This window comes from Dokdonella sp., from assembly GCF_041395345.1.
Classification (GTDB): Bacteria; Pseudomonadota; Gammaproteobacteria; order Xanthomonadales; family Rhodanobacteraceae; genus Dokdonella.
Map to the genome: position 1 here is coordinate 116582 of NZ_JAWLAR010000005.1, position 26286 is coordinate 142867.

Sequence of the window (26286 nt, forward strand, 5' to 3'; positions counted from 1 at the left end):
TGAATGCCCAGGCCGGACCCGTCACAGCGCATACTCGCGGACCAGCCGCTGCCGCAAGACTCGAGGCCCCTGCGGAAGCGGCCAATGGAACCGGGATTCAGGCTGGGAATGCGTGGAGGGCAACCGCCTTCGGCAGCGAAGCTGGTAAATTCCCGTTCCAGTCTTTCGCTTTGGGTGCCTGGATCATGAAACCGCAGGTCCGCAGCTTCCACCACCGCGCCACGGGCACCTGGACGCATATCGTGGTCGATCCAGAGACCCTGCGTGCAGCGATCATCGATCCGGTCCTCGATTTCGACCTGTACTCGGGCCAGATCAGCACAGGCAGCGCCCAGCGTCTGCTCGAATATGTCGCGACTGCCCAACTCGGGATCGACTGGATCCTCGAAACTCACGCGCACGCTGATCACCTGACGGCTGCCGCCTGGCTCAAGCACGCACTCGGTAGCGCCGGTGCGGCGCCAGCGATCGGCATCGGCCAGGGCATTCTTGCCGTACAGGCCACTTTCAAGCAGAAGCTCAATCTGGATGACCAGTTCGTCGCCGACGGACGCCAGTTCGATACGTTGTTCCGCGATGGCGACACGCTGTGCATCGGCGACCTCGAAGCACACGTCATTGCCACGCCAGGGCACACGGCGGACAGCGTGACTTACCTGTTCGACGACGCAGCCTTCATCGGCGACACGCTGTTTGCACCGCGCGGAGGCAGCGCCCGCTGCGATTTTCCGGGTGCCGATGCGGCCACGCTGTTTCGTTCGATACAGCGACTCTACTCCTTGCCCGACACGACACGGCTCTACCTCGCGCACGACTACCCGCCGGATGGCGAGGAAGCCGTTTCGCAGGTCACCATCGCCGAACAGAAGGCCTCCAACATCCATGTCCAGGCCGACACCCGCGAAGCGGAATTCGTCGCCCTGCGGGAAAAACGCGATGCCACCCTGCCGGTCCCGAAACTGCTCTGGCCGTCGCTGCAGATGAATATTCGCGGAGGCCGCCTGCCCAGTCCGGAGACGGGCGATCAAGTCTTCTTCAAGCTGCCGCTCGATGCAGCAGGCTTTTCAACATGAGGTCACCGCGTGTCGCACGCAATCGGAGCTGCAGGCGCCTGCCACACTTCAAGTTCCACCCCATCCTGGCCATCCTCCTCACCGCCTTGCTGACCACGGCGACCCCAGCCTCGGCCTGGGGCCCGGACGGGCACCGCATCGTGGCCACATTGGCGGAAGCGCAACTCGACGAGTCGGTCCGCCCGGAAGTGCTGCGCCTGCTCGCGATCAGCGGCGAAGGCAGCCTTGCCGAAGTTTCGAACTGGGCGGATGACGTGCGCGAAGATCCGGCGCAGCGGGAATTGTCGCGCCGCACCTCACGCATGCACTACGTGAATTTCAACGATGCGCGCTGCCAGTTCGAGGCCGAGTCCATTTGCGCTCGCGGACAATGCGTCGTTGCCGCAATCGACCGGTACGCAGATGCTCTCGGCGACCGAAGCCTCTCCGATGCGGAGCGCGCGGAATCCCTGCGCTTTCTCGTGCACTTCGTCGCCGACGTGCACCAGCCGTTGCATGCGGGATACCGGCCTGACAAGGGTGGCAACCTGTTTCAGATCCGGCTCGACGGCAAGGGCGGCAACCTGCACTCGGTCTGGGATTCGAGGATCATTGCCAGCCGCAAGGTCAGCTGGCAAGCCTATGCACAGCGGCTTGCGCTCGAATCGCCGGCAGTCGCCGATGGCGATCCACGGGCATGGGCGGAACAGTCGTGCCGCATCACCCGGGACGGCGTGTATCCAGCCAGCAGGAACCTCACGCCGGCCTACCTTGCGGATCAACTCGAGACGGTCGACCAGCAGATTCAGCGCGCATCCGCGCGACTGGCGATGTTGTTGAACCAGTCGCTCCGATAGATTCAGGCAACGCCGGGCGATGGCCTCAACGATCCACGAAGGCACGCTCGATCACGTAGTCGCCGGGCGAGCCAATGCGCGCGGAAACCTCGAACCCGCGTGAATCGAGCAGGTTGCTGATCGACTTCAGCATGGCCGGGCTTCCACAGATCATGGCCCGATCGGTTGTCGCGTCGAGTGGCGGCAAACCGATATCGGCACACAGCTTGCCATTGTCGAGCAACTCGTCGATGCGGCCCTGATTCCGGAAAGGCTCTCGCGTCACCGTCGGATAATAGATGAACTTGCGACGAACGGATTCGCCGAAATACTCGTTTGCCGGCAGTACTTTTTCGAAGTAGTCGCGATAGGCCAGATCATCGATGTGACGGACACCGTGGGCAAGGACAACCTTGTCGAAACGCTCCCAGGTTTCGGGATCGCCGAGTATCGCGAGAAAGGGCGCAAGCCCGGTACCGGTCGAGAGCAGAAAGAGATGGCTTCCGGCCTTGAGGTCGTTCAGCAGGAGGGTTCCGGTCGGCTTGCTTCCAATCAGGATATCGTCACCGACTTGCAGGTGCTGCAGCCGCGAAGTCAGCGGACCATCGGGCACCTTGATGCTGAAGAACTCGAGATGCTCCTCGTAGTTGGCACTGGCAATGCTGTAGGCCCGAAGCAGCGGTCGACCATCGACCGGCAAGCCGATCATGATGAACTGGCCATTCTCGAAGCGCAGTCCGGCATCGCGCGTTGTCGTAAAGCTGAAAAGGAATTCGTTCCAGTGGCGCACGCTGAGCACGCGCTCCGTGTTGAAAGCTGCCATGCATTCACCCAGATAATTCAACGTCGGCGCAAACATTCGCGTCGATCAATGTCGCCCATGATCCGTCAGGCACCCGCGTCAGCACTTGACCGGGATCAATCAGGAAGGACGGGACAGCGGGCCATCGATGCGGACCCGGCTCACCCGGCAATCGCCAGCGAGGCCGGCCGAAGGGGTAGCGCAAGCCTGGTCGCGCGGTTCCGATCAGGGCAGTGCCTTTACCCGTTCCACCACTTCCTCGGCGGTAATGCCGAAGTGCTGGTAAAGCGCATCCGCCGGCGCGGATGCGCCAAACGTGTCGATCCCGACGACGTCGCCATCGAGGCCGACATATTTGCGCCAGAAATCGGTGACGCCCGCTTCGACCGCAACTCGTCGACGGCACCAGGACGGCAACACGCCTTCGCGGTATTCGACTGGCTGGGTGTCGAAGACATTCGTACAAGGCATCGAGACCACGCGTGCCGCAACGCCCTGGTCGGCAAGAATACGCATCGCCTGCATGGCGATTTCGACCTCGGAGCCGGTCGCAATCAGGATCGCATCAAATCTTGCGCCGGGCGGATCGGACAGCACATAGCCTCCGCGCCCGATGTCCGCCAGCTGCGCTGCGTTGCGCGGCTGATGGACCAGCGTCTGGCGCGAGAAGATCAGGCAGGAAGGCCCGTTCGCACGCTCAATGGCGCGCTTCCACGAAGTCGCCGACTCGACTGCGTCACAGGGACGCCAGACATGGTTGTTCGGGATATAGCGCAAGCTGGCCAGATGCTCGACCGGCTGATGGGTCGGGCCGTCTTCACCGAGGCCAATCGAGTCATGCGTGTAGACATGGATTGCACGTGTCGGGATCAGGGCGCTCATGCGCACGGCATTGCGCGCGTAGTCCGAGAACACGAGAAAGGTCGCATCGTAGGGAATGAAACCGCCATGCAGCGCGAGACCGTTGGCGATGGCACTCATGCCGAATTCGCGCACGCCGTAATAAATATAGTTGGCCGAGGCGTCATTGCCGATGACATTCTTCGATCCTTTCCAGAGGGTCAGGTTGGAGCCGGCCAGATCCGCCGAACCGCCGATCAGCTCGGGCAACAACGGTCCAAGCGCATCAAGCGCCATCTGCGAAGCCTTGCGCGACGCCACGGCCGGGCCTTCGACTTGCAGTTTCTCGATCCATGCCTCTGCAGCGGCCGCGAATCCGGACGGCAGATCACCCAGCTGGCGACGTTCGAATTCCTTCGCAAGCTCCGGATGCGCCTTCGCATAGGAAGCAAACAACGCGTTCCAGGCGGATTCGCGCTCGCCACCCTTCTCTTTCGCGTCCCACGCTTCGTAGACGGCGTCGGGTATCACGAACTCGGCGTGCTCCCAGCCGAGTCGCGCGCGTGCTGCGGCTACCTCGTCCTTGCCGAGCGGAGCACCATGCGAGGATTCCTTGCCCTGCTTGTTCGGTGCGCCAAAGCCGATCACGGTCTTCGCGCAGATCAGGGTGGGTTTGTCCGACTCTTCCAGGCCCAGACGGATGGCCTGGCTGACCGCTTCCGGATCGTGCCCATCGATGTCGCGGACAACGTTCCAGCCATAGGCTTCAAATCGTGCCGGCGTGTCATCGGTGAACCAGCCATCGACTTCGCCATCTATCGAGATGCCATTGTCGTCCCATACGGCAACGAGCTTGCCCAGCTTCAGCGTTCCGGCCAGCGAGGCGGCCTCATGGGATATGCCTTCCATCAGGCAACCATCGCCGAGGAAGACATAGGTGTTGTGATCGACGATCTCGAATCCTTCCCGATTGAATCGCGCAGCCAGCACTTTTTCCGCCAGCGCCATGCCGACGGCATTGGCCAGGCCCTGCCCCAGCGGACCTGTCGTGGTTTCCACGCCCGGGGTTTCGCTGTATTCCGGATGACCCGCGGTTTTCGAATGCAGCTGACGGAAATTCTTCAGCTCGGCCAGGGGAAGGTCGTACCCGGTCAGATGCAGCAGCGCATAGATCAGCATCGATCCATGGCCGTTCGACAACACGAAACGGTCGCGATTGGCCCATTTGGGATTGCCGGGATTGTGCCGAAGGAAGTCGTTCCACAGCACTTCGGCAATATCGGCCATGCCCATCGGCATGCCCGGATGTCCGGATTTCGCAGCTTCAACTGCGTCCATGGCCAGCGCGCGGATGGCGTTGGCGAGTTCTTTACGGCTCGACATTGTTCGGACTCGACTGGATGACGCGGCCGAACCGACAGGTGACCGCAAAGGGTGCGCATTGTCGCCGATCGGGGCCGGCTTGTCTTTTCGCCCGGTTGCCCCACCGGCAAGGCGAGATTCCCGCCATTGCCCGTTCTCGACCACTCTTCTGGTATCGGAAAATCTGCGACAGGGGCGACTCCAAGGCAGGATGCTTGCCACAAGTCATTGACGGATAGTCTTTTTTTTGAGCGATTGGTTTATTGAACCGACGGGTATTGTAAACCTGCAGCTGAACCCCAGATAAGGAGTCCGGAGCTGGGGCCGAACGCTTTTTGAGCTTCAGCATCCAACTCCGGGTCCCGATTCCGCAATGCGGTTCCGGGCTCATCCCCACTCTGAGAACACTGGAAACAACCCATGAAAAACACCTTGCTCGTAGTTGCGATGGCCACCTCAGGATTGCTCGCCCTCCCTGCACTGAGCCATGCCGCCGAGGACAAAGGCGGCTTCTTCGTCAACGGAAGCGTCGGCGAAGCCACTCTCAACAAGGGCGTCTATGACGACAGCGACACCGGCTACCAGGTCAATGCCGGCTATCGCTGGGCCATTTCGCCGGCATTCGCCCTCGGCATCGAGGGCGGCTATACGGATCTCGGCAAGTTCTCGCCCAAGTTTGATGTCGTCGAGGTCCTGCCCGCCCCGCTGCCCGTGGGCAAGGCGGATCTCAGCGGCTGGACAGTTGGCGTCAATGCGCATCTGAATTTGAGCGATACCTGGTACCTCAGCGGTCGTACCGGTCTGTTCAGTGCCGACATCAAGGGTGACACGCTGGTGCTTGGTATTCCGGTTCAGGTCGATGGCAGCAGCAATGACTGGTACGCCGGCGCGGGCTTCGGCTACGACTTCAGCAACAACTTCAGCCTTGGCCTGAACTACGACTACTACAAGGCTGGCAAGAACGGCCTCAACCTCGATACCGGACTCGTTTCGGTCAGCGGAGAGGTGCGTTTCTAAACGACACGACGGCCATGCCGTGACTCGTCCACGTCGCAGGGCGATCGTTTCGATCGTGCAACATGGACGACACACCTGGATGGCAACATGTGCCGACAAGGACCACAGGGCAAGGATGCCACCTGGACCGACCCGGAAACGGGTCGGCTCCTTCCATGCAGCATGACTCTCTGACCCGCTGATCCCCGGTGACTGGGTGCTGCTGCCAGGCGCACCCGCTCAACGCTGCCAGCGAGCCAGTTGCTTGCGCTCCAGCGAGGTTTCGGCAAAGGAATCGGCGAGATCCGCAACACTCGCCACCAGCGCGCGTGCCTTGGCGTCCTGTCCCTCCCGACTGAGCAGACGCGCGTACTGGAGCGCATACGCAAGCACCAACGGATGATGTTCGCCCCAGGCCTTTCGAATCGCGGCCAGGGCCTGCTCGCTTTCTGCCAGCGCAGACTTGATGTCGTCGCGCCGTTCCGCGATGCGCGCGGCGAGCCCATGGCGTTTTGCCAGAGACGCATCATTGAACGTGGCCCTGGATGCACTCACCTGTTTCAGCAAGGCATCCGCCTGCTCGACTTCCTGCAGGTCCAGAAGGCGCTGAACTTCCTGCAGCTTGACCTTGATCACGTTGCGACTGTCGTCGTCGTAGTGCTTGCGATAGATCGCCAGCGCCGATGCGTCGAGTGGACCGGCTTGTTCAGGCCTGTCCAGCTTCAGCAGCAGACGCGCAAGATTGTATTCGGCGTGCGCGATCATCGTGCTGTCGGCATCCTGACCGCTCCTGCGCAACTCCAGTGAACGCCTGAACAACGGCTCGGCCGCGGCGTAGTCGCCCCGATCTTCAAGCGCCGAGGCGAGGTTGTTCAGGGGAATGGCGAATGAGGCCACTTCAGCATTGCCGAGCCGGGTCCGGATCGCCATCGACGCGCGGTATTCCTGCGCCGCCGCCTCGAACCGGCCCATGTCGTGCAGCAGATAGCCGAGCTCGTTGTGCGCTCCCGCTACATGCTCGCTGTCCTCGCCATACAGATCCGTGGCCAGCGCGAGATTGTCACCGAGAACTTCCAGAGCGCGGTCATGGTGTCTTGCATCACGCAGAGCCTTGCCCAGTTCGGCCTGGGTGATCTCGAAATCCGGATCATGCTCGCCGCCGAGTCGGCGTTTGAGGTCCAGCGCACGTTCGAAATAGGCGATCGCCTTTTCGAGATCCTCGCCGCGCAAGTACTCGGTGCGCGCCAGATTGTGCAGGCTGCTGGCAACCGACACTGATTCGGCCCCCGCCCGGCGCTCGCGAATGGCCAGCGAGCGCTTCAACAAGGCCTCTGCCTCATCCAGCTGATCCTGGCCCTGGCGCACGATCGCCAGCGTATTCAGCGCATCGGCAATTGGCAGTGAATCCGCCTCGGCGAACCGCTCGCGAAGAGCCAGGGCTTGCAGGGCCGCATTCTCCGCCTTGCTCGCCGGATACTCGTTATTGCTGTAGACGACGGCCAGCGAACTCAGGACATTGGCAGCCGACAACGGCTGGGCCACGCGGGGATCCTGATAGAGCTGCGCCGCGCGCTCGAGCAATTCGACGGAACGGGCCGATTCGCCGATATAGCGATAGGCCGTGCCGAGCACTTCCATCAACCGCGCCTTGACCCTCGGCGCATCCTCGAGTTCGGCATCGATTCGTTGCGCGCCCTGGTCGAGAACTTCGCGAGCACTGATAGTCCGATCCTGCTTGGACTTTGGATTCGATACATTGAATACCGAGACGAGAAAGTCGCTGACCTGCTCGGCTGTCTTCGCCTGGGTCTTCGCTTCCTGTTCGGCATTGAGCGCGCGATCTCGCTCGATCGCGAGTTGCCAGGTGAATGCGGCGGCCAGGACCAGGACCGCGGCCATCGCTGCAAACGCAGGCCAACGCCTGCGCATCAGTCGACCGATGCGATAAGCGGCCGAGGACCGGCGAGCGGTAACCGGTCGCAACTCGATGTAGCGCTGAAGATCAAGCGCGAGCGCTTCTGCGGAATCGTAACGCTGGGCCGGATCGCTTGCGGTTGCGCGCTGCACGATCGCATCAAGATCGCCGCGCAGGCGTGAGCTCCAGGGCATCGCGTTGGCTAGATCGCTGGGGCGTACGGCGGCCTTCCCGAGCAGCGTGATGGTGTGGTCCTGCGCATCCACGCGCGCACGTCGGCCTGCCAGCAATTCGAACAGGATCAGACCCAGCGAGAACACATCGCTTGCTGTCGTCACGACTTCGCCGCGCAATTGCTCGGGACTCGCATAAAGTGGAGTGACCCAGGCGCTGGCCGACTGCTCCTCGCGACCGCCGGGTTGCTGGTCGAGCGCGCGCGCGATGCCAAAGTCCAGCAATACCGGCGTTCCATCGCTGCGCACCAGCACGTTGGACGGCTTCAGATCACAATGCACGACCAGACGCTGGTGGGCGAAGTGCACGGCTTCGCAAACCTTCTGGAAAAGCCTGATGCGGTCAAGAAGGTCAAGCGCATGATCGGCACAATAGCGTTCGATCCGGATACCTTCGATGTGTTCCATGACCAGGTAGGGTTGCCCGCCCGGCGTTGCGCCGCCATCGAGCAGGCGTGCGATATTCGGATGCTGCAGCTTGGCCAGGATCTGCCGTTCGCGGGCAAAGTGCACGAAGGTCTGCGTATCGGGGATGCCGCGAATCAGCTTGATCGCAACGCGCTGATCGAAGTGGCCGTCGCTGCGCTCGGCGAGATAGACCGCGCCCATGCCACCGGTGCCGATTTCCTCGAGCAGGCGCCAGGAACCAAGCATGTCCCCGACACCCAGCTCGGCATCACCCTGGGCCGCGCCATCCGCTCGCGCTGACTGGCCGTCGACCCAGGCCGAAGTCTCGGCATCGGCAACCAACAGCGAATCAACTTCGGCGATCTGCAGCGGATCGGCGCCCAATTCGAGCATGCGCGCATGACGCGCGGATTCGGGAAGCGCTCGGACTGCGTCGAACAGGCGACGAATCGTGGCGCCGTGCTCGCTGTCGTTCATCTATAGGGCCTGTAAACAGTAGGAGGTCGACAAAGCTATTCCTTCTCCCGCCAGCGGTAGAAGCACTGAGTTGATACATTTCCGGGGCCGAGTCGATAGTCCCCTATCTGACTCCAGAACCATCGAAAGTATCAGAGAACACCGGATCAACCCAGCCGCCCAGCAGTTCCCAGGCTGACTCCCCGAAACCTGCAGCATGGCTGCCAGATTCAGGAACGATCTCAAATTCAAGCTGGCTGGCGCCGGGCAAGTCGGCGAGCAGGACTTCCTGCTCCTGCCATCGCCTCGCCCGATTGGCTGCTGCCGGTGGAAACCACCCGGCGCGAACACCGTTCACGCGGACTTCGGCCGCAGATGCGGAAGCAAGCGTACCGGGAATACCGTAGGCCGCATCGAAGGTACGACGCAATCGCAGCGGCCCGGCTATCTGGGGCGGAGTGAAGGCGAAGCGGCTGAGGCCTTCGCTGTAGCGGCAATCGAGTGCCGTGCGATTGCGCGGGGGCTCATTGGAGTACTGACCCGACTGGGTGGCGCAGTTGGCCCACGGTGATGCCTGATAGTGGTAGCGGGCTGCCTGTATTGCATCACCTACTTCGAATCGACCGAGACTGACCGCCAGCGGCCGGCTGCCCTGATAGCGATAGACGACGCTGCGCAGACAAGTCGGTACGGGCAGCCCTGGCGAATAGCCGGCTTCCTGGGTCCAGCGGATCGAGCGCGAGTAGGCAATCGGATCGGTGGCAAGAATGCGGTACGCCGACGTAGTTCCATTGCCATCCGGATCGACTTCACTGGCCCCGGACAATGCCGAGGAAAACGCCCCGCCATCGAAATAGAAGCCGGCGTCAAAGAAATCTTCGACGCCGGTCCCGTACCAGACCGGTGTGATCGCGTCATCCAGCACGACGCGCTCGTCCCCTTCCAGATAGCCACGCGTTGCAACCCCGTCGGCCCGATAGCGCGCCGCCACGCCGACGATTTTTCCTGCACCGCGTTCTTCGAGCAATTCGAACTCGCCCGCATCGGTGCAACGATCGGCCAAGCTGGCGATGAACCGACCGGCGCTCGGCGGCACCGGCTCCGTATCGACGCTGAGATCGCCGCTGACCGCTACGGCCGAATCGAGCGCAGGTCCTGCTACCAGCTCGAGGCTTGCGCCTTGCCGGTAGGGCATCGGCCACCATGAGTAGAGGCGTCCCACCGCATCCTCGCCAAAAAAGACGCTGCGCGTTTGCACGCTGGCCTGTTCCGGGGTCGCAAAGAAATCGGCCAATGGCATGTCCACAGCGATCTCGTCGTCGACCACCACACGCAAGTGAATGTGTGGGCGCCGGTCGATAGGAACCAGCATGCGAATGCCGCGCAACCAGCCACTGCCAGCGCGACTGGCCAAGGGCAATGAAGCCCCGGGTTGCAGCGTGTCCTGGAACGCCTGCGGCGCAAGCATGGCGTTCCATGGATCGCCGCCGCGTTGATCAAGAAAATTTCGCCAGGCCGGAAAATCCTGCATCGGATTGAACGTGGCGATTTCGCTGCCGAACGGCAGGCGATGGGTGATGAACTGATACCAGAGCAAACCGAAATCATCGCCCGTGCACGGATTCGCCCCGCTTTCGGCCCCGCTCAGACTGATCCGCAGCGACTGCGCATAAGCCATCGGCACGCGACTCACGAAGCCGCCACTCGAGCTGAAGCGATCGGCCACCAGGGGGGGCGTAAAGGGCATCTTGCTGCCATCGAACAGGGAAGCCAGTGGCAGGTCGAGCTGAGGCTCTGCAGCACCGTCAAAACGGAACTGGATGCGGATTGCCGGATCGATGCAGGTGGAAACACCATTGCCTGTCGTCATCCAGAATCGGGTCAGGGCACCGGGGCCGCGCTCGTCGAGCACCACGACTTCGGCGCCATCGCGATACAGCCAGCGCAGCGGTGTCGGGTTGGCCTCAGGACTTTCGGGGCCCGCGTTGCTGCGATCGTAGCGACAGCCTTGTGGACAGTGGCTGGAGTGTTCCACGACACGGTCGGCGGCATCGAGGCTGGCCAGTCTTTGCGGCGACTGCCAGATTTCCCAAGGCAAGCCGAACGCTGGGCCAGGCGTTCCCATCAGGCATGCGAATGCGCTGGCGTACAGGAGCAGCCGTGCCCCACGATCCTGATCGACTGAAACCCGGAAAGCCATGGCGCTTCAACTTCCTCAATCTGCCGCGTGACCAGAATTGACCAAATCGCGAAGCTTAACTCTTGTTCTGGCGGGAATCCGGATACAGGGGAGGCAGTGCGGGCGTGTCAGTCTTTGCTGGCTTCTCGTCTTTCCAGTCGAAACCGCCGCGGAAAACAGAAACGAGCCGCGTGCTCAATCCGTCCAGGTTGACCCCTGCATATCGAACCCGCTGTAAATCATCCAGCGCACTGCGTTGACGATCATCACCCAGCGCGTCTCTGAGCTCGCCGATATTGCGCACGCCGGATCGCTCACTGCGTGCCCAGGCGACAAGTGCGCGCTCGGCACCTACCAGATCACCCATTGCCGTGGCGCGCAGGAACGCACTGCGCCCCGGGGCACTCGCCGAGGCCGAAGACCTGGCCACGACAACGGCTCGGGTGCGCCGTGATCGCCACCACAGCGCGAGCGTGAGCAGCCACAGCGCAGCCAGCGCCAGCGCCAGCGAACGCCAGAAGCGCGCATCCGGGCCATCGCTTGCCGAAGGGTAGATGATCGGCGCGTCAGTGCCGCGCAAGCCACCCGGCTGCGCATTCGCGGCACCGGCGGCCGGCGGCTGTCCGCTCGCCGACGAAGTTCCGGGCAGCACGTTGATTTCGCGTGCGGGCAGTACGGATTTCTCGATCTTGTCGAGAGCCGTATTCCACCACTGCACTTCCACTTCCGGCAGGACCAGCTTTCCCGGCCGGGTTGGGACAATGGCGAACTTGCGCGTGCGTTCGCCGTACAGCCAGGTGCCGTCATCGCGCGTGCGCGTATCGGGCTTGTCCGGATAGACTTCCGTGCCCGCCGGCGCCTTGATTTCAAGCTCGGGCAACTGCTCGAATCCGAGGCCTTGCGCTCGCAATTTAATGGTGCGCGTCACCGGATCACCGACACTGACTTCCGTCGGCAATTCGGTCTCGTCACTGATGCTCAGCGAAGCAGCAGGCAGCCACGGTGCACTGCCCCAACTGGCCGGTTTGGAACGAACCTCGAGTTCGACCGCGTCGGAACTGGCGCTGACGGATCGGCCACGCCTGAAGAAACCGGTCGGATCGGAGTTGTCCACGGCATTGCCGCGAAAGCGCAGCGCCGGGAGGCTCAGACTACCGCTCTGTTCCGGGGTCACTGCGTAGTTGCGCTCAAGCACCTGATAGCGGCGCTCGCCGAGCGTTGCCACGTACTGCTTGTCGCGCCCGAGTTTCTGCACGACGACGCCGCTGGCGGCCGGCTCGTCGAGCGATCCTTCGCTGAGGTTGACCGCGAAGTACAGTTTTACTGTGTAGCGCACCTGTTGCTGCACGTAAGGGGATACGGGATCCGCCGTCACCTCGATAAAGACATTGTCACCGGGCGTTCCCTGGGCAGCCGTGGCTGCGGGCAACACGGTGAGGGTCAGCGGCTCGGTGCTGGCCGAGCCAAACTTGAACGCTGGAATCGTCAGCACACCCGCCTGCCTGGGCTCCAGGCCGATCGCCCAGAGCGTCTTTGCCGAGGTCGACCCGTTGGTCATGCTGATCTGTCGGCTGGACTGCGTCCCCAGAGACGTGAACTTGTCGAGCAATACGCTGAAATCGGGCTCACCCGCGGTGCTGTCCTCGACTTCGACGTTCAGGGTCACCGTTTCACCCAGATGCATGCTGTCGCGATCCAGCCACGCACGTGCGCCACCCGCTGCTGACGCGAGTGGCGGCAGCAAGGTCAGCAGTGCTGCCAGGAACATCTTCATCACCCACCACCTCCGTCGCGCTGGCGACGTTCGTATTCGAGTTGGAACTTGCGCCGCAGCAGACCGCCCGGGTCGTCGGGGACACGCTGCAGCCACTGATTGAGGGCCTGTTCCTGTTCGCGCGCCGCTTCCTGCTCGGGGCTGGCCATCGGAACCGGCTGCTGATCGGACTGCTGCCCGTCGATGGCCTGGTCCATGGCTTCGCTCAGCTGCTGCTTCTGCTGCTCCTTGCGAGCCTTTTCCTCGGCCTCTTCGGCCCTGGATTTTTGCTGCTCCGACTCGTTCGACGAGTCGCCGGGCTCGGGCTTGTTGTCTCCGGATTGTTCGGGCTTGCCCTCCTCCTGACCATCCTTCTGCTTGCCCTGGGCATCGTCTGACTGCGCGTCGTCCTGGTCTGCGTCTTTATCCTGCTTGTCGCCCTGGCTATCCTGTTGCTGATCGTCTTGCGGCTGACCGTCCTGCTGCTGTTCCGAATCCTGCTGATCGCCGCTGTCGTTGCTGTCCTGCTTGTCCTGCTTGTCCTGCTCCCCCTGCTGGCTTGAGGAATCCTGCTTGTTGTCTTGCTGCTCCTTCTGCTGGCGCTTGAGCCATTCTTCGACGGCCTGCTTGTTGGCCTCGGCGTCTTCGTTTGCGGGATCTGCCTGCAGGGCCTGTTCATAGGCCGCGATGGCTTCTTCATACTTGCCTTCACGAGCCAGGGCATTGCCGCGGTTGTAACTGGCTTCGGAACCTTTCGCCTCGGCGAACGCCTGACTGGCGGCCTCAAAGTCTTCGGCTCGGTAGGCCGCACTGCCGCGCCACTCCGGATCTGCGGCCAACGACTGCGCGGTGGCAGCGTCCCCTTCCGCCAGCGCTTCAGCTGCACGCTGGTCGGGTCGCTGCCACAAGTCAGCCCATTCAAAAGCCTGTGCTTGCGGTACCGGGACATTCAGGGCCAGGGCAAGCACCATCATCCAGCCACGGCGAAATGCCAGCAATGCCAGCGGCACCAGCACGAGAACGAACCACGGGCCGCGGTCGAGGAAGTGCTCGCTGAGCGCATGATCATCGTCCACCTTTCTAGCCCCGGACTTGTCGCGCTGCACGTCAAGCAGATATTCGAGGTCGGATCCGTCCGTACTCATCCGGGCATAGCGACCGCCTCCGGCCTCGGCAAGTGCGCGCAAGCCGGCTTCATCCAGCCTGGGCAAGACGATGTTGCCGGCTGCATCCTGAAGGAATCCACCCTGCGGCAACGGTACTGGAGCACCAACGCCGCTGCCGATGCCCAGTACCGAAATGGTCAGCCCCCTGGCGTTTGCAGCCCTGGCCGCGGCGAGGGCACGATCACTGCTGCTGTCTGCAAGCAGGATCAGTTCACCCTGCGCCAGGCCAGCCTGCTCGACCAGTCGCTGGGCCTCTTCAATGGCGCGCTCGGTCGCGTTGCCGACGACCGGCATGACACCGGGGTCGAGCGCATCGATCAGGTTGCGCACGGTATTCACATCGTCGGTCAGCGGCGCGGCAACAAAGGCATCGCCGGAATACCCTATCAGTGCGGTCTGCTGGTCTCGACTGAGTTTGAGGATGTCGTTGAGTTTGTAGCGGGCGCGCTCGAGGCGGGTCGGCTTGAGGTCGGCAGCCAGCATGGTGGGGGCCAGTTCGATAGCCAGTATGCGTGCCGCCTCGTTGCGATAGAGGGGCATCGACTCGCGCTCCCAGGCCGGTCCGGCCAGCGTCACGCAGCCCAGTGTCCAGATGACGGCTGCCAGCCAGACACCGCCATGGCGCGAGCGCTCGAGACTGGTTTCGACCAGATGTCGGAGAAGATGCGCATCAACGACGTTGCGCCAGTTTCCGGCCTCGCCTCGCACATGTCGCCAGGCAAGCCATGCCATTGGCAACAACGCGAGTGCGAGCAGACACCACGGACGCAGGAAGTGAAAGTCGGCCAGCGTACTCATGGGCGCACCCGCAGGTTCAGGCCGCGCGAGCGCATCCACGGCAGCGCCATGGCAAGCGCAGCAAGCAACATGGCCGCCGAAAGTGGCTGGAAATAGATTTCGTCAACCGGGCGCAGGGTCTCTTCATTGTCGGCAATCGGCTCGAGTTCATCGATCTCGCGATAGATGCCAGCCAGTTCGGCCGTGTCGCGGGCGCGAAAGAACTTGCCGCCTGTCTGTTCCGCCATCGACGTGAGCATGGCGACATCGAGATCCGCGGATGGATTCACCGTGCGGCTGCCAAACAGGCTGTTGACGCTGACCGACTCGGCACCGATACCGACCGTGTAGATGCGCACCTTGTTGGCGACCGCGAGTTCGATGGCTTTCTGCGGATCCAGCTCGCCGGCGTTGTTGACGCCATCGGTCAACAGGATCAGCACGCGCTGGTCTTGCGGACGCTCCAGCAGGCGCTTGACGGACAGGCCGACGGCGTCGCCGATGGCCGTCTCGCGCCCGGCCAGGCCAATGGTGGAATCATCCAGCTGTCTGGCAACGGTCTTGAGGTCGAAGGTCAGCGGAGTCAGCAGGTAGGCGCGCGAGCCGAACAGGATCAAACCGACGCGATCGCCGACCCGGCGCTCGACGAAATCCGAGGCGATCATCTGCACCGTCGAAAAACGATCAGCCGCGTAGTTGCCGATCTGCATGTCCTCGATACTCATGCTTCCGGATGTATCCACGGCCAGCAGCAGGTCGCGTCCACTGCGCGGCACTTCTTCGGGTTCACCCAGCCACTGTGGCCTTGCCGCAGCGAGAACCAGCAGGGCCCAGGCCAGCAAGGCAAGAATCCGGCGCCAGTTGGAAACCGGGGAAGACTCGGCTGCCTGCGGCAGGGTCAGGCCCATGTGCGGCAATCGCAAGGCCGCGCTGCCCGCGTTGCGGGCGCGCGGCAACAACCATGCCGCCAGCAACGGCAATGGCAGAGCGATCAGCATCCATGGCCAGGCCAGCTCAAACATGAACCTTCCTGTTTTCGAGTAGCCGCTGCAACCATCGACGCGCCAAGTCGAGCAGGGCATCGGCATCAACGTTTGCGGCACGCTGGTAAGGCCCTTCGAGCAAGACCCGCCCGACACCCTTCGTGAAATCGTCACCGCCCAGAATCGAATCGAGAAAATCCAGCCATGCTGCGCCACGCAGGGCTGGTGCGGCCGGATCAAGCAATCGGCTGGCACGCCGCAGCAATTGCGATACCTCGGTGGAAAGGCGCAGTGCGTCAGTTGTTGCGGAATATTCGGCGGCAATCCGGTCCAGTTCGGAGGTGACGCGCTGTCGCCATCGGCGTCGAGCCAGCCGGCGCCGCATCCAGACGACCGCCATGACAAGCAGTCCAAGACTAAGCAGGGCCAGCAACCACCAACCGGGCGCCGGCGGCCACCAGGAAGGATCCGCAGGCAGGTGAATGTCTCGCAGTTCGGGGCCAGATTCGCTCATGCCGACGAGTCTCGTGGCCCGAGCGCGCGCTCGGTGAATGGAACGATGGCCCGGCGCACATCGTCGTCGGTTGTCAGCTCGACGACACGCGCTCCGAGGCGTATGAATTCCCTGCGAGCGGTTTCGTGTACCGTTTCGAAAGGCCGGCTCCAGGTCGACCTGAGCGTGCGATTTCCAAAATCGAGCGTGCGCTTCTCTCCTGCCATGATCAGCGCATAGCGCCCCGGTGGCGGCGGATCCTGTTCGAGCGCATCGGTCACCAGGATGCAACCCAGTTCGTGGCGGCCGGCACACCGGGCCAGTACCGGCCAGGCGTCCGCATCCGCACTGAATCCATCCGTGATCAGGACAAGACGGGTACCTGGGCGCAATAGCCTGCGTGCACGCTCGAGCGCACTTGCCAGCGACTCCCGTTCGGATGTCGCGGCGTGATCCCAGTCGCGCAATGCGCGCAACACCTGCAGCACGCCGCGACGCCCGCTGGCAGGCTTCACTTCGCTGTGGATACCACCACCGAAACCGATTGCACCCACACGGTCACCGGATGCCGTCGCCATCCACGCGAACAGACTGGCCACGCGTGCCGCTTGTACGCTCTTGAAGCGGACACGTGTGCCAAAGCGCATGCCCGGGTTGAAATCCATCATCAACAGCAGACCGTGTTCACGCTCCTCCTCGAACAATTTGGTGTGCGGCCGTCCACTGCGTGCGGTGACACGCCAGTCCATGTGACGGATATCGTCGCCGGCCTGGTAGATGCGCGACTCACGAAAATCGACGCCGCGACCGCGCCATCGAGAGGCGTGCAAGCCGGTTCTGGCGGCGCTGCTGCGCCTGACTTCGGCGAGACTGCTCCCGCGCGCCTGTGCCGACAGGGCAAGCAACTCATCAAGCGCCACCTTGACGCCGGTATTCATCTTGTCGGAAGTCTGATCCATTCCGGCCTGCGGGTTCGAAGATCGGGAATCGTCACGTCGTGCCATGAGCATGGCGGTTCTTTTGAAGCTCGCTTTCACGCGCGCGCGCTGCTGGAACCCTTGACTACGGCAACGGCACGCGTTCCAGCAGCATGTTGATTGCGTGATCGCTGCTGATGCCTTCGGCCTCGGCCTCATAGGTCAGCAGCACGCGGTGGCGCAGTACGTCAGCTGCCATCGCATGAACATCTTCGGGCGACACATAATCGCGTCCTGCCAACCAGGCGTGCGCTCTGGCGCAGCGGTCCAGCGCAATGGTTCCGCGCGGGCTGGCACCGAACGCAATCCAGCGCCCAAGCTCGTCACCGTACGGCGTCGGTGTTCGCGTCGCCAGAACCAGTTGAACAATGTAGTTCTGCAGCGCCGGCGCCAGGTGCATGTCCAGCACCTCGGAACGCGCGGCAAAAACCTGCGCCTGGCTGAGCAACCGTGCCGGGGTCTTGCTGGTAGAGAGCCCTTCGCGTGCGCGTGCTCGCGCCAGATCGAGGATTTCCGCCTCGGCAGCGGCATCCGGGTAGCCGATGCGAACATGCAGCAGGAAGCGATCCAGTTGCGCTTCGGGTAGGGGATATGTGCCTTCCTGCTCGATCGGATTCTGCGTGGCCATCACGAGAAACAAGGGCGGCAATGCGAACGTGTTGCTGCCAACGGTGATCTGTCGTTCGCCCATGGCCTCCAGCAATGCGGACTGCACCTTGGCCGGTGCGCGGTTGACTTCGTCGGCAAGGATCACGTTGTGGAACAACGGGCCCCGCTGAAACTCGAATTGCCCGGTCTGAGGGCGATAGATTTCGGTGCCGGTGAGGTCGGCCGGGAGCAGATCGGGCGTGAACTGGACGCGATGGAAATTCGCTTCGATGCGTGCGGCCAATTCCTTGATTGCCGTGGTCTTGGCCAGTCCTGGCGCACCTTCCACCAGCAGATGGCCATCGGCCAGCAAGGCGATCAGCAAGCGGTCAACCAGGGATTTCTGGCCAATGATGCACCTGGAGAGTTCGTCGCCAAGCTGGACAAACGCAGTGCGGGCCGAGGGTGATTCGGACATATCCATGAGTTCAGGGATGAGTGGGAAATAGGGTCGCGCGTCGGTCCAGCGCGATGCATGTGACCACATCGATTCGAAAAAGTTGCCTCGGGGGCCTGATCCGCATAGATGGATGCCTTGATTCAGCCGCGATCAAGGACTTCGTGCAGCGATATCGGTTTGCCCACCAGCCAGCCCTGGGCATAGTCGCAACCCATCTCGCGCAAGGCATCCAACTGATCCCGAGTCTCGACGCCTTCGGCAATCATTTCGCAATTCAGTGCCTTGGTCATGGCGACAATCGCGCGAACCAGCCCCGTCCCGCGAGGTCCGTCGAGTGCCCGGGTAAAGCTCTGATCGAGCTTGATGCGGTCAAATTTCAGACTGAGAACAGGGCCAAGATTGGAGTAACCCGTGCCAAAGTCGTCCAGTGCCACTTGCATGCCAGCGGCGTGACATCGATCAATCAGCGCCGAGATCTGCGACTGATTGAAGACCAGGCTTTCGGTTATCTCCACTTCGAGACGGCCTGGTGGCAGACCACGCACTTTCAGATGCTCGAGCATGCGATCGATCAACAACGGGTCGTCAATCTGGCGCGCAGAAATGTTGAGCGCAATGAAGGGAAGCGATTCGCGGCCCAGACCGCGCAACTCAACAAGCATGTCGCAGACACGAGCCAGTACGTAGTCGCCAATCGGAATAATCAGCGACGTTTCCTCTGCCAGGCGAATGAATTCGGTCGGAGAAACCTGGCCGCGTTCGGGGTGCTGCCAACGGATCAATGCTTCGAAACCGGCGGTCTTTCCCGTGGCAATGTGCTGAATGGGCTGCAGCAGCACTTCGAGCTCGTCGCGCTCCAGGGCCGCGCGCAATTCGCTTTCAAGCCGAATCTTGTCGAAGGCTCCGGAGTCGTCATGGGCGGGGGAGTGCCCTACCTCTCGAACGTCGCCGGTCAGGCGGGCCAGGGCCGAGCGAAACCTTGTCAGCTGACTCATCAGCAATGCACGAACGACCGGATCGGCCATTGCCAGGCGTTCGGCGAACTGGTTGCGGTCGATCGGTGTCAATACGCAATCACTCAGTGCCCGTGCTGTCGCTGATCGAGGGGCTGAATCGATAACTGCCATTTCACCGAGCAGCGCTCCAGGCCCAAGTTCGCCCAGTTCGCGAATTTCGCCATGCTGCACGGTGGTTACAGCAACCCGGCCCGACTCGATCAGGAAGGCAGTCGTGGGGGCGTCGTCTTCCGCGAAGATGATTTCGCCAGCCGAAAAGCTCTGGCGCGTTGCAGATTTCTCCATGGTCCGGAATCCCTTGGCCGCACTTGTCGGCATTGTCGCAGACCTTTGGCATCGGTGCGGCAATGAAGATCCTCATACCAGATCAACAGAAAAGGAAAGGGCCGCTTTCGCGACCCTTTCGGTTGAGCATTCAGGCTGCGCTGTGAACGACTGCCTGTTGTGCCGACGGCTTCAGGGCGTTGGATTCGTGCCGATGAAATCAACGTTGGCACTGAGTCCCTGGTCCGCCGTATAGGTACAGATTCCCGTCACACCCAACATGAAGCCATCTGCTGTCAGTGAGTGATTGGTGAGTCCGTTGCCGTCCGTCGTACCGGTGAAGCTTGCCGGGTCGAATGTGCCGCCACCCGTGCAGGTACCCGTGATGTTGACGCCCGGCACCAGACCGCCACCCGAATCGCGCGCTGCGATCGAGATATTGACCATGCGAGGCCCGCCCGCCGGAACAGTGACGGTGCTTGGCGACACCTGCAATGTAGCCAGATTGACGACAATGTCCACGCTTGTGCTGTAGGAGCCAATGAAGAAGGTCAAGGTACCGCTACCCGAATCGCCCGAGCTCGCACCCACGCCCGATGTGCTGACGTTGGCAATCACGCAGCCGTTGGCACCCGTACTCGAGCCAAGCAAGCCCGCACCACTCGTTCCGTCAACCGAACCGGTGCCCTGGCCAAGCTCGAACGAGAAGCCGAGGCGGACCCGCTGCAATGGCGAAAGCGTCGCATCGTAGAGGCAAACCTGAACCTGTTGAGTACGATTGCCAAGGATCGGCGATGGCGAAGCTGAAATGGTCGCAGGCGCCAGACCCGGGTATGCACCTATGGCCGCGTCTGTTACACGCTTGTTTCCGCCCGTCACTGAATCGACGCTCTCGCCCTGGGCCCAGATGACGTTCTGGAATCCAAGAGTCGAGACCGTGTAGTTGAGCGTGGCCGATGCACGACCAATGTCGTTGGTTACGCCGGTTGCCGTGATATTGCCGTGCTGGGCACGAGCGATCACGTATGGCAATACGGAACCGTAGTCGACCGTAACGCCGGTCGTATTGTTCCTGTTGAAGTTCGAGGCGGTATTGAGGTTGGTCTGCGAGTTGATTGCCTGGACTGTCAAGGCGCTCTCAAGATCCGTATTGCCTTGCACCTCGTCGCCGAAGACGACAAGCACGTCGCCAGGCCCGGCACCACCGCCGGCCGTGGCAAACATGCCAGTGGGCGCCGTGAACAGGTTTCCACCTTCGAGCGGATTGCCGTCATTACCGGAAATCGAGAACGTGTCTGTTGCCACATTGAAGGGCTCGTCGACCACACCGAAGCGAATGACGGTACCGGGGACCACCGGATTACCCTGGCGATCCTTGGCCAGTGCACTGATGGTCAGGCTGTAGGTTGCGTCCGGATCAGGCGGCACACCATTCTCGTCCGGTGGCTCGAGATCTTCCGGCGGCACTGCGCCATCGGAAACGCGATTGACGCGCAGTGCGTTGACGTTCGGTGAGCTCAAAGTCAGGCTGAACAGCTTGCCATCCGACACGACCACCGTGGTCGTTGCGGAAATCGGGTCGGCGATGCCGTTGCTAACGTTATTGTCGGCGCGATCAACGGTTACGCGAACTTGGATGGGTCCCTGCACGGTACCTGCCTGGAACGAGGCCGCTGCAACACCGTTGACGGTGCTGGTCTGGACGCTGGGGCCGGAATCGGGCCCATTGACCGATGTTGCCGAGAGTGTCGATCCGCCGGGGCTTCCGACGATCTCGACCTGCACATTGTCTGCTGCACCCGGATTAGGAACCGGTTGATTCGCGCCATCACGCACCTGGATGTTGATGACCGAGTTGGTCGTACCGCCAGAACCGGGCACATAAACGCCAGCAGGCGATGGAACGACATCCAGAGCCGCAGGCAAGGGAGTTGAACCCGCAACCGTGAAATTCAAGGTCTGGCTGACCGTCCTGCCCGTGGCAGGATCAATGGCTGACGCTGTAACCGTGGCTGTGCCAGCGACATCGTAGGACGTGGCGAAGAATACATACGAGCCGTTGTTCGTGGTGGCTGGGAAAGAAACCACGCGCGTAGCCAGCTCATTGATATCCTCAGTTGACGGATCATCGGGCGGAGACAGGCTTACCGTGCTCGGCGAGCTCGTTGTGAAGGTTGCATCGGCGGTCAGAGCAGTAATGACGCCGGCGTTGTTCCTATAGGTGAACTGGACTTCTGCCATATAGGGCGAACCCGGATACGGCAACACATTGCCTGGGTTGAGTGGCAATGTTGGCCGCGAGGTCGTCAGAGTAATGGTTCCTGACTGCGGTGCCGATGCCGCGCCACCATTGCCTCCACCACCTCCACAACTTGCCAGCACAAGGCTGGCCAGCAGCAGTCCGAACGAATTGAGCGGGAATTTCATGTAGTTTCTCCAGGATCGCATTGGGTTCTCGTCGTACGTCACTTCGGCTGCACCAGTGAGCGCAGCCTGCCCCTGGACGTTTATTTCAGACTGTCACTGAGAATTCTTGGTGTCACGAAGATGAGCAGCTCCGCCTTGATGTCGGAGCGGCCGGTCTTCTTGAACAGATTGCCAAGGAAGGGTACATCACCAAGGAACGGAACCTTGTTGACGTCATCGCGCTTTTCAACTTCGTAGACGCCGCCAAGCACGACCGTCTGGCCGTTGTCTACGAGCACGGACGTATTGATTTCGCGCTTGTCGATAACCGGAACCTCACCGCCACCCGGATTGGCGACATAGCGCGCAACGTTGTCCTTCTTGACGCCCAGATTGAGGACGACACGATCATCGGCGGTAATCGTCGGCGTTACCTTCAGCTCGAGAACGACTTCCTTGAAGTTGACCGTTGCCGTACCAAGGCCACCGCCACCGGAGTTCTGGTAGGTGACATAGGCAATCTCCTGACCCTGCTTGATCACTGCTTCCTTCTGGTTCGCAGTTACCACACGTGGGCTGGAAACTACTTCGCCACGTCCCTCGGTCTGCGCCGCGGAGAGCTCGAGATCGAGCAGGTAGTCAGCGCCGAGGATGGCAAGACCAAAACTGCCGGCCGGTGAAACAACGGGCAGGTTCACATTGAGCCGGTCGTTCAGGCTAGGCACGGCGATGCCGCCGCCGGTTCCGATGCCAGACGATGTCGGAATCGAGCCCGGGCTGAATACGGGCAGTCCGCGACCACCGTTGTAGCGATTATTCAGGGCCACATTGCTCATGCGATCCGTGCCCTGGGCCGAGCCAGCGGTCGATACGATATTGCCATTGTTGTCTTCGTAGCCGCCGCTGATACCGAACTTGACGCCTAGTTCGCGAGCGAAGGTATCCGTGGCGATGACGATTCGTGATTCGATCAACACTTGCTGTACAGGCCGATCCAGTACGGCAATCAACTCGCGAATCTCCTGAACCTTCTGTGGAGTATCGCTGACCAGAAGCGTGTTGGTCCTGTCGTCATAGCTGACCGTTCCGCGTTGCGACAGGAAGCCACGTTGTTGTTGCTGGCTGGCCTGCTGCCCACCACCCGCCTGGGTAGCAGTCACGTCCTTCGTAAGCAGGTCGGCAATATCCTTGGCATTTCCGTAGCTGATGGGTATGAAATCGGAAACCAGCTCAACCTTGTCTTCCATCTGCAGACGGGCATCTGCCAAGGCTTGCTCGCGATCCGAAATTTCCTTTTGGGGCGCAACCCAGATCACATTGCCCTGCTTGCGCTGGTCCAGGCCCTTGGCCTGCAGCACGATATGCAAGGCCTGGTCCCAGGGTACGTTGATCAGGCGCAAAGTGACGTTGCCCTGCACGCTGTCGGCAACAACGATGTTCAGATCCGACACATCGGCGATCAGCTGCAAAACCGAGCGGGTTGGAATATCCTGGAAATTGAAGGTCACGCGGCTGCCGTTGAAGACGGGCTCGGCATTTTTCTTGAGCTTCTCGTCCTCGCGCTTGGGCGAGATCTCGACCACATATTCGGTACCCGTCTGGTAGGCCAGTTGCTCGAACGGTCCCTGCGCGCTGATATCCAGGCGTACGCCGCTTCCTCGCGAGCGCGATTCGATGAACTGGACCGGGGTTGCGAAATCAAGCACATCAAGACGCTGAGCCAGGTTCGGCGGCAACTTAACGTTTGCGATATCGAGCACGACCTTGTCGCCCTCGGTCCTGAGGTCGGCAGAGGCGCCGGGACCGGAGAAGCTCAGGACTATGCGGCCTTCTCCATTCTTGCCGCGCCTGAAATCAACACCGGTCAATTCGGTTGCCTGGGCGGCGATGGTCTTGGTCGGATTTCGGGTTGCTGCCGAGGCGGCTACTGCAGTCGTTCCCGATGTGCTGGAGGAGACGGTCAGGATCAACTCGTTGCCATTGATGCGCGTTTCATAGCTAGCCGGTCGGAAAAGGTCCACGACGATTCGAGTACGACCGGCGGCTTCGACCGTAGACACGCCCGACGTTGCCCCGGCGCCGATTTCGATGCGCCGCTGGTTCAGGGCACTGCGCGTATCGGCAAGGTCCAGGGCAATCCTCGGAGGGGATTCGGTCGTGAATGCCTGAGGAACCTCGACCGGATCGGCGAATCGCATCGTGATTTCAACGCGACCACCCGGTTGTGCGGTGTAGGTGAGATCTTCCAGCACGTTCTCGGCCTGCGCCGCTCCCGTGATGAGCATCCCCAGCAATGCAAGCCGACCCAGGCAGTGGGCAAGTCTCGAACTCTTGGCGGGCTTGCGCCCCTGGAAGTCAGTAGCTTTGGTCATCATTTTGCTTACCCCCAACGGGTCGGTCATTTCTGGTTGGCATCCGCCAACGAAATCGATTGTTGACGCTCTACCCAGCCGCCTGTTTGGTTCGGAACGAGCTCGACCAAGTCAATCTGGCCTTCACTGATAGCGGTAATTCGCCCGTAGTTCTGTCCGATGTAATTGCCAGGTCGAACTCGGCGTATCACGCCTTCGGGGTCCTTGAGCAGCCCTTCCGGTGCGTTGGCTGCGCCCAGGGTGCCCACCATTTTCAAGCCATCGAGCGGAAAGGCCTCCAAAGGTTCCGGAGCGCGGTTCTGGTCGGGCCTTGGGCCGGTTTCTGCAGCCGCCTCTTCTTCTTCGCTACTCGGGAGATCGAATGGGTCGCGATCATCGGGGGAATGCAGCGTATATTCAAATGTCTCAAATGTCTTGATGGCCGGCGGGGGGTCCAGCGGCGCACCCTTTTTCGCTTTCTCCTGCTGAACCCACTTCTCGACTTCCTCCTTGCCCGACATGCAGCCGGAAACGGCGAGAAGAGCCAGCGAGGTCAACAAGATTCGTTTGGCAGATGCGTTCAGGCTGGACATGTCACTTCCCTCCCTTACCGGCGCTCGGCGCATTTGCTTGTTCAAATTCAGCGATTTCGTCGTTATCCATATAGCGGTAGGTCTTGACCGTTCCCTCGAGCGTCAAAGTTCCGCCGGCCGAGGGAGTCTGGCTGCCCTTTCCTGTTGGCTGCTTTGTCGGTCGCAGAGACACATCGTGCATCGTCAGAATGACGACTCGAGGTAGAGACGCGACCTTGCTGATGAATGCACCAAACTCATGGTAAGTACCAACCATGCGAAGCTGGATCGGTTTCTCCGCGTAGAAGCCCTTCATGACTTCGGCGCCGGGCTGGAACAGTTCATTGCTGATTCCAGCACCCAATGCAGCATTCGAGATTTCCAGGATCAACTTCGGCATCTCGGTCTTCCCGGGAAGCTGATTGATCATCTGCTGCAGCTCGTCCGTCATGTCCTTCAGCTGGTCTTCGTAGGCCGCGAGATTGACCACCTGGGCCTGCTTCTTGACGAACTCGGCACGAAGCAAGACTTCTTTTTTCTCTGCCCGCTCAAGCTCTTCCTGCTGCACGCTGATCTTGAACCACCATCCAAGAAACAAGATTACAACGACAATGAGAAGAGCGAAAAATGTCTTGACCGATTTCGGCCAGTTTCCAACATTATTCCGATCCAGATTGCGCAGATCGTCGAAGAAACTCATGGCTTCTTCTCCTTGTTCGGAGCCGCTTCGGGCACAGGCTTGGTCTCGGCCGATGTCTTGCCAGAAGCAGACTTGGCATTCAGTTCAGCTGCCGCGCTTTCAAGTTGCGCCCCGAGATCTGCCGGTTTCGCTGCGTTACCCTCAGGCGGCACCTCTTCCGTGGACTGCGCCCCTTCCGACACCGTTGTCGCGTCAGCCAACTCAGTCTCGGTGTTCTTCTTGGTCGTCACCGAAAGCTGAAAAACGTAGGGCATCTTTGGATCCACCCCGAGCTGGCCTTCACGACTTTCAATTTTTGCCAAATCGGCTCGCCCAAGTTGAGGAGACGCCTCAAGAGAGCGCATATAGGTTGCAACCCGCGTGCTCGACTCTGCCACGCCCTCGAAAGTGAGCTTGTCTCCGGCCTGTGTAAGCGAAGTCAGACGCAAACCCTCCGGCACGGTCTTCGACATCTGATCGAACAGATGCACCATCTGTGAACGATTCGACTGCAGGTCCTCGATGATTTCCTTGCGCGCCAGCAATTGCGAGCGGACTCGCTCGAGGTTCTTGATCGTCTCGATCTGTTCGTCGAGTTTCTTGATCTCCTTCTCGAGATAGGTATTGCGCTCACCCTGGTTGTCGATGCGCTGACCCATCCACCATGACGCACAGAGAAACAGGAAGACAGCGGCGACAGCGGTCGCCAACAGCATCATGTA

General features: G+C 61.3%; 19 protein-coding genes. 3 read left to right on the forward strand and 16 right to left on the reverse strand.

Annotated elements, in window-relative coordinates; all coding sequences use genetic code 11:
- Nucleotides 1-185: 185 nt before the first annotated feature.
- Both R3F00_RS06195 and R3F00_RS06200 read left to right on the forward strand, forming a co-directional pair.
- Complete coding sequence (locus R3F00_RS06195) at nucleotides 186-1073, forward strand: MBL fold metallo-hydrolase (protein ID WP_371280877.1); 888 nt, start codon at nucleotides 186-188, stop codon at nucleotides 1071-1073.
- The gene (locus tag R3F00_RS06200) at nucleotides 1070-1909 is read left to right on the forward strand and encodes a S1/P1 nuclease (RefSeq protein WP_371280878.1); all 840 of its coding nucleotides are present in this window, start codon (nucleotides 1070-1072) and stop codon (nucleotides 1907-1909) included. The genes R3F00_RS06195 and R3F00_RS06200 overlap by 4 nt, the downstream gene beginning before the upstream one ends.
- A 25-nt stretch (nucleotides 1910-1934) precedes the next feature.
- On the opposite strand, the gene R3F00_RS06205 is transcribed toward R3F00_RS06200, so the two are convergent.
- A complete protein-coding gene (locus tag R3F00_RS06205) occupies nucleotides 1935-2711 on the reverse strand; it encodes a ferredoxin--NADP reductase (protein WP_371280879.1) in 777 nt (258 codons plus the stop codon).
- Nucleotides 2712-2915: 204 nt separating this feature from the next.
- On the reverse strand, nucleotides 2916-4913 hold the full coding sequence (gene tkt, locus R3F00_RS06210) for a transketolase (RefSeq protein ID WP_371280880.1): 1998 nt from the start codon (nucleotides 4911-4913) through the stop codon (nucleotides 2916-2918).
- A gap of 399 nt (nucleotides 4914-5312) precedes the next feature.
- Between tkt and R3F00_RS06215 the strand changes: the two genes are divergently transcribed.
- On the forward strand, nucleotides 5313-5909 hold the full coding sequence (locus tag R3F00_RS06215; RefSeq protein ID WP_371280881.1) for a porin family protein: 597 nt from the start codon (nucleotides 5313-5315) through the stop codon (nucleotides 5907-5909).
- Nucleotides 5910-6128: 219 nt separating this feature from the next.
- Here R3F00_RS06215 and R3F00_RS06220 read toward each other — a convergent pair whose 3' ends face one another.
- From R3F00_RS06220 to R3F00_RS06285, 14 genes are all read right to left on the reverse strand, one after another.
- Complete coding sequence (locus R3F00_RS06220; RefSeq protein ID WP_371280882.1) at nucleotides 6129-8921, reverse strand: tetratricopeptide repeat protein; 2793 nt, start codon at nucleotides 8919-8921, stop codon at nucleotides 6129-6131.
- A 103-nt stretch (nucleotides 8922-9024) separates the two neighbouring features.
- Entirely contained in the window at nucleotides 9025-11100 is a 2076-nt protein-coding gene (locus R3F00_RS06225; protein ID WP_371280883.1) for a DUF2961 domain-containing protein, read from the reverse strand.
- 55 nt (nucleotides 11101-11155) lie between these two features.
- Complete coding sequence (locus tag R3F00_RS06230; protein WP_371280884.1) at nucleotides 11156-12853, reverse strand: BatD family protein; 1698 nt, start codon at nucleotides 12851-12853, stop codon at nucleotides 11156-11158.
- On the reverse strand, nucleotides 12853-14796 hold the full coding sequence (locus R3F00_RS06235) for a VWA domain-containing protein (protein WP_371280885.1): 1944 nt from the start codon (nucleotides 14794-14796) through the stop codon (nucleotides 12853-12855). Before R3F00_RS06235 ends, R3F00_RS06230 begins: the two co-directional genes overlap by 1 nt.
- A complete protein-coding gene (locus tag R3F00_RS06240; RefSeq protein ID WP_371280886.1) occupies nucleotides 14793-15797 on the reverse strand; it encodes a VWA domain-containing protein in 1005 nt (334 codons plus the stop codon). The genes R3F00_RS06235 and R3F00_RS06240 overlap by 4 nt, the downstream gene beginning before the upstream one ends.
- The gene (locus R3F00_RS06245; RefSeq protein ID WP_371280887.1) at nucleotides 15790-16272 is read right to left on the reverse strand and encodes a DUF4381 domain-containing protein; all 483 of its coding nucleotides are present in this window, start codon (nucleotides 16270-16272) and stop codon (nucleotides 15790-15792) included. The genes R3F00_RS06240 and R3F00_RS06245 overlap by 8 nt, the downstream gene beginning before the upstream one ends.
- Nucleotides 16269-17261: a DUF58 domain-containing protein gene (locus R3F00_RS06250; RefSeq protein ID WP_371280888.1), complete on the reverse strand. Its 993-nt coding sequence runs from the start codon at nucleotides 17259-17261 to the stop codon at nucleotides 16269-16271. The genes R3F00_RS06245 and R3F00_RS06250 overlap by 4 nt, the downstream gene beginning before the upstream one ends.
- A 52-nt stretch (nucleotides 17262-17313) precedes the next feature.
- The gene (locus R3F00_RS06255) at nucleotides 17314-18300 is read right to left on the reverse strand and encodes an AAA family ATPase (protein WP_371280889.1); all 987 of its coding nucleotides are present in this window, start codon (nucleotides 18298-18300) and stop codon (nucleotides 17314-17316) included.
- Nucleotides 18301-18416: 116 nt separating this feature from the next.
- Nucleotides 18417-19577 carry an EAL domain-containing protein gene (locus R3F00_RS06260; RefSeq protein WP_371280890.1) on the reverse strand — a complete coding sequence of 387 codons (1161 nt, stop codon included), beginning with the start codon at nucleotides 19575-19577 and terminating at the stop codon, nucleotides 18417-18419.
- A 171-nt stretch (nucleotides 19578-19748) separates the two neighbouring features.
- Nucleotides 19749-21983 (reverse strand): hypothetical protein, encoded by a 2235-nt coding sequence (locus R3F00_RS06265; protein WP_371280891.1) that lies wholly within the window; start codon nucleotides 21981-21983, stop codon nucleotides 19749-19751.
- A gap of 80 nt (nucleotides 21984-22063) precedes the next feature.
- The gene (pilQ, locus tag R3F00_RS06270) at nucleotides 22064-24334 is read right to left on the reverse strand and encodes a type IV pilus secretin PilQ (RefSeq protein WP_371280892.1); all 2271 of its coding nucleotides are present in this window, start codon (nucleotides 24332-24334) and stop codon (nucleotides 22064-22066) included.
- 26 nt (nucleotides 24335-24360) lie between these two features.
- A complete protein-coding gene (locus R3F00_RS06275; protein WP_371280893.1) occupies nucleotides 24361-24906 on the reverse strand; it encodes a pilus assembly protein PilP in 546 nt (181 codons plus the stop codon).
- A gap of 1 nt (nucleotide 24907) precedes the next feature.
- Complete coding sequence (locus R3F00_RS06280; protein WP_371280894.1) at nucleotides 24908-25585, reverse strand: type 4a pilus biogenesis protein PilO; 678 nt, start codon at nucleotides 25583-25585, stop codon at nucleotides 24908-24910.
- Nucleotides 25582-26223 (reverse strand): PilN domain-containing protein, encoded by a 642-nt coding sequence (locus tag R3F00_RS06285; protein ID WP_371280895.1) that lies wholly within the window; start codon nucleotides 26221-26223, stop codon nucleotides 25582-25584. Before R3F00_RS06285 ends, R3F00_RS06280 begins: the two co-directional genes overlap by 4 nt.
- Nucleotides 26224-26286 lie beyond the last annotated feature (63 nt).

Coding starts and splice junctions, on each gene's coding strand:
- R3F00_RS06195 (WP_371280877.1), top strand. CDS start 186: ATGAAACCGCAGGTCCGCAGCTTCCACCACCGCGCCACGGGCACCTGG.
- R3F00_RS06200 (WP_371280878.1), top strand. CDS start 1,070: ATGAGGTCACCGCGTGTCGCACGCAATCGGAGCTGCAGGCGCCTGCCA.
- R3F00_RS06205 (WP_371280879.1), bottom strand. CDS start 2,711: ATGGCAGCTTTCAACACGGAGCGCGTGCTCAGCGTGCGCCACTGGAAC.
- tkt (WP_371280880.1), bottom strand. CDS start 4,913: ATGTCGAGCCGTAAAGAACTCGCCAACGCCATCCGCGCGCTGGCCATG.
- R3F00_RS06215 (WP_371280881.1), top strand. CDS start 5,313: ATGAAAAACACCTTGCTCGTAGTTGCGATGGCCACCTCAGGATTGCTC.
- R3F00_RS06220 (WP_371280882.1), bottom strand. CDS start 8,921: ATGAACGACAGCGAGCACGGCGCCACGATTCGTCGCCTGTTCGACGCA.
- R3F00_RS06225 (WP_371280883.1), bottom strand. CDS start 11,100: ATGGCTTTCCGGGTTTCAGTCGATCAGGATCGTGGGGCACGGCTGCTC.
- R3F00_RS06230 (WP_371280884.1), bottom strand. CDS start 12,853: ATGAAGATGTTCCTGGCAGCACTGCTGACCTTGCTGCCGCCACTCGCG.
- R3F00_RS06235 (WP_371280885.1), bottom strand. CDS start 14,796: ATGAGTACGCTGGCCGACTTTCACTTCCTGCGTCCGTGGTGTCTGCTC.
- R3F00_RS06240 (WP_371280886.1), bottom strand. CDS start 15,797: ATGTTTGAGCTGGCCTGGCCATGGATGCTGATCGCTCTGCCATTGCCG.
- R3F00_RS06245 (WP_371280887.1), bottom strand. CDS start 16,272: ATGAGCGAATCTGGCCCCGAACTGCGAGACATTCACCTGCCTGCGGAT.
- R3F00_RS06250 (WP_371280888.1), bottom strand. CDS start 17,261: ATGCTCATGGCACGACGTGACGATTCCCGATCTTCGAACCCGCAGGCC.
- R3F00_RS06255 (WP_371280889.1), bottom strand. CDS start 18,300: ATGGATATGTCCGAATCACCCTCGGCCCGCACTGCGTTTGTCCAGCTT.
- R3F00_RS06260 (WP_371280890.1), bottom strand. CDS start 19,577: ATGGAGAAATCTGCAACGCGCCAGAGCTTTTCGGCTGGCGAAATCATC.
- R3F00_RS06265 (WP_371280891.1), bottom strand. CDS start 21,983: ATGAAATTCCCGCTCAATTCGTTCGGACTGCTGCTGGCCAGCCTTGTG.
- pilQ (WP_371280892.1), bottom strand. CDS start 24,334: ATGACCAAAGCTACTGACTTCCAGGGGCGCAAGCCCGCCAAGAGTTCG.
- R3F00_RS06275 (WP_371280893.1), bottom strand. CDS start 24,906: ATGTCCAGCCTGAACGCATCTGCCAAACGAATCTTGTTGACCTCGCTG.
- R3F00_RS06280 (WP_371280894.1), bottom strand. CDS start 25,585: ATGAGTTTCTTCGACGATCTGCGCAATCTGGATCGGAATAATGTTGGA.
- R3F00_RS06285 (WP_371280895.1), bottom strand. CDS start 26,223: ATGGGTCAGCGCATCGACAACCAGGGTGAGCGCAATACCTATCTCGAG.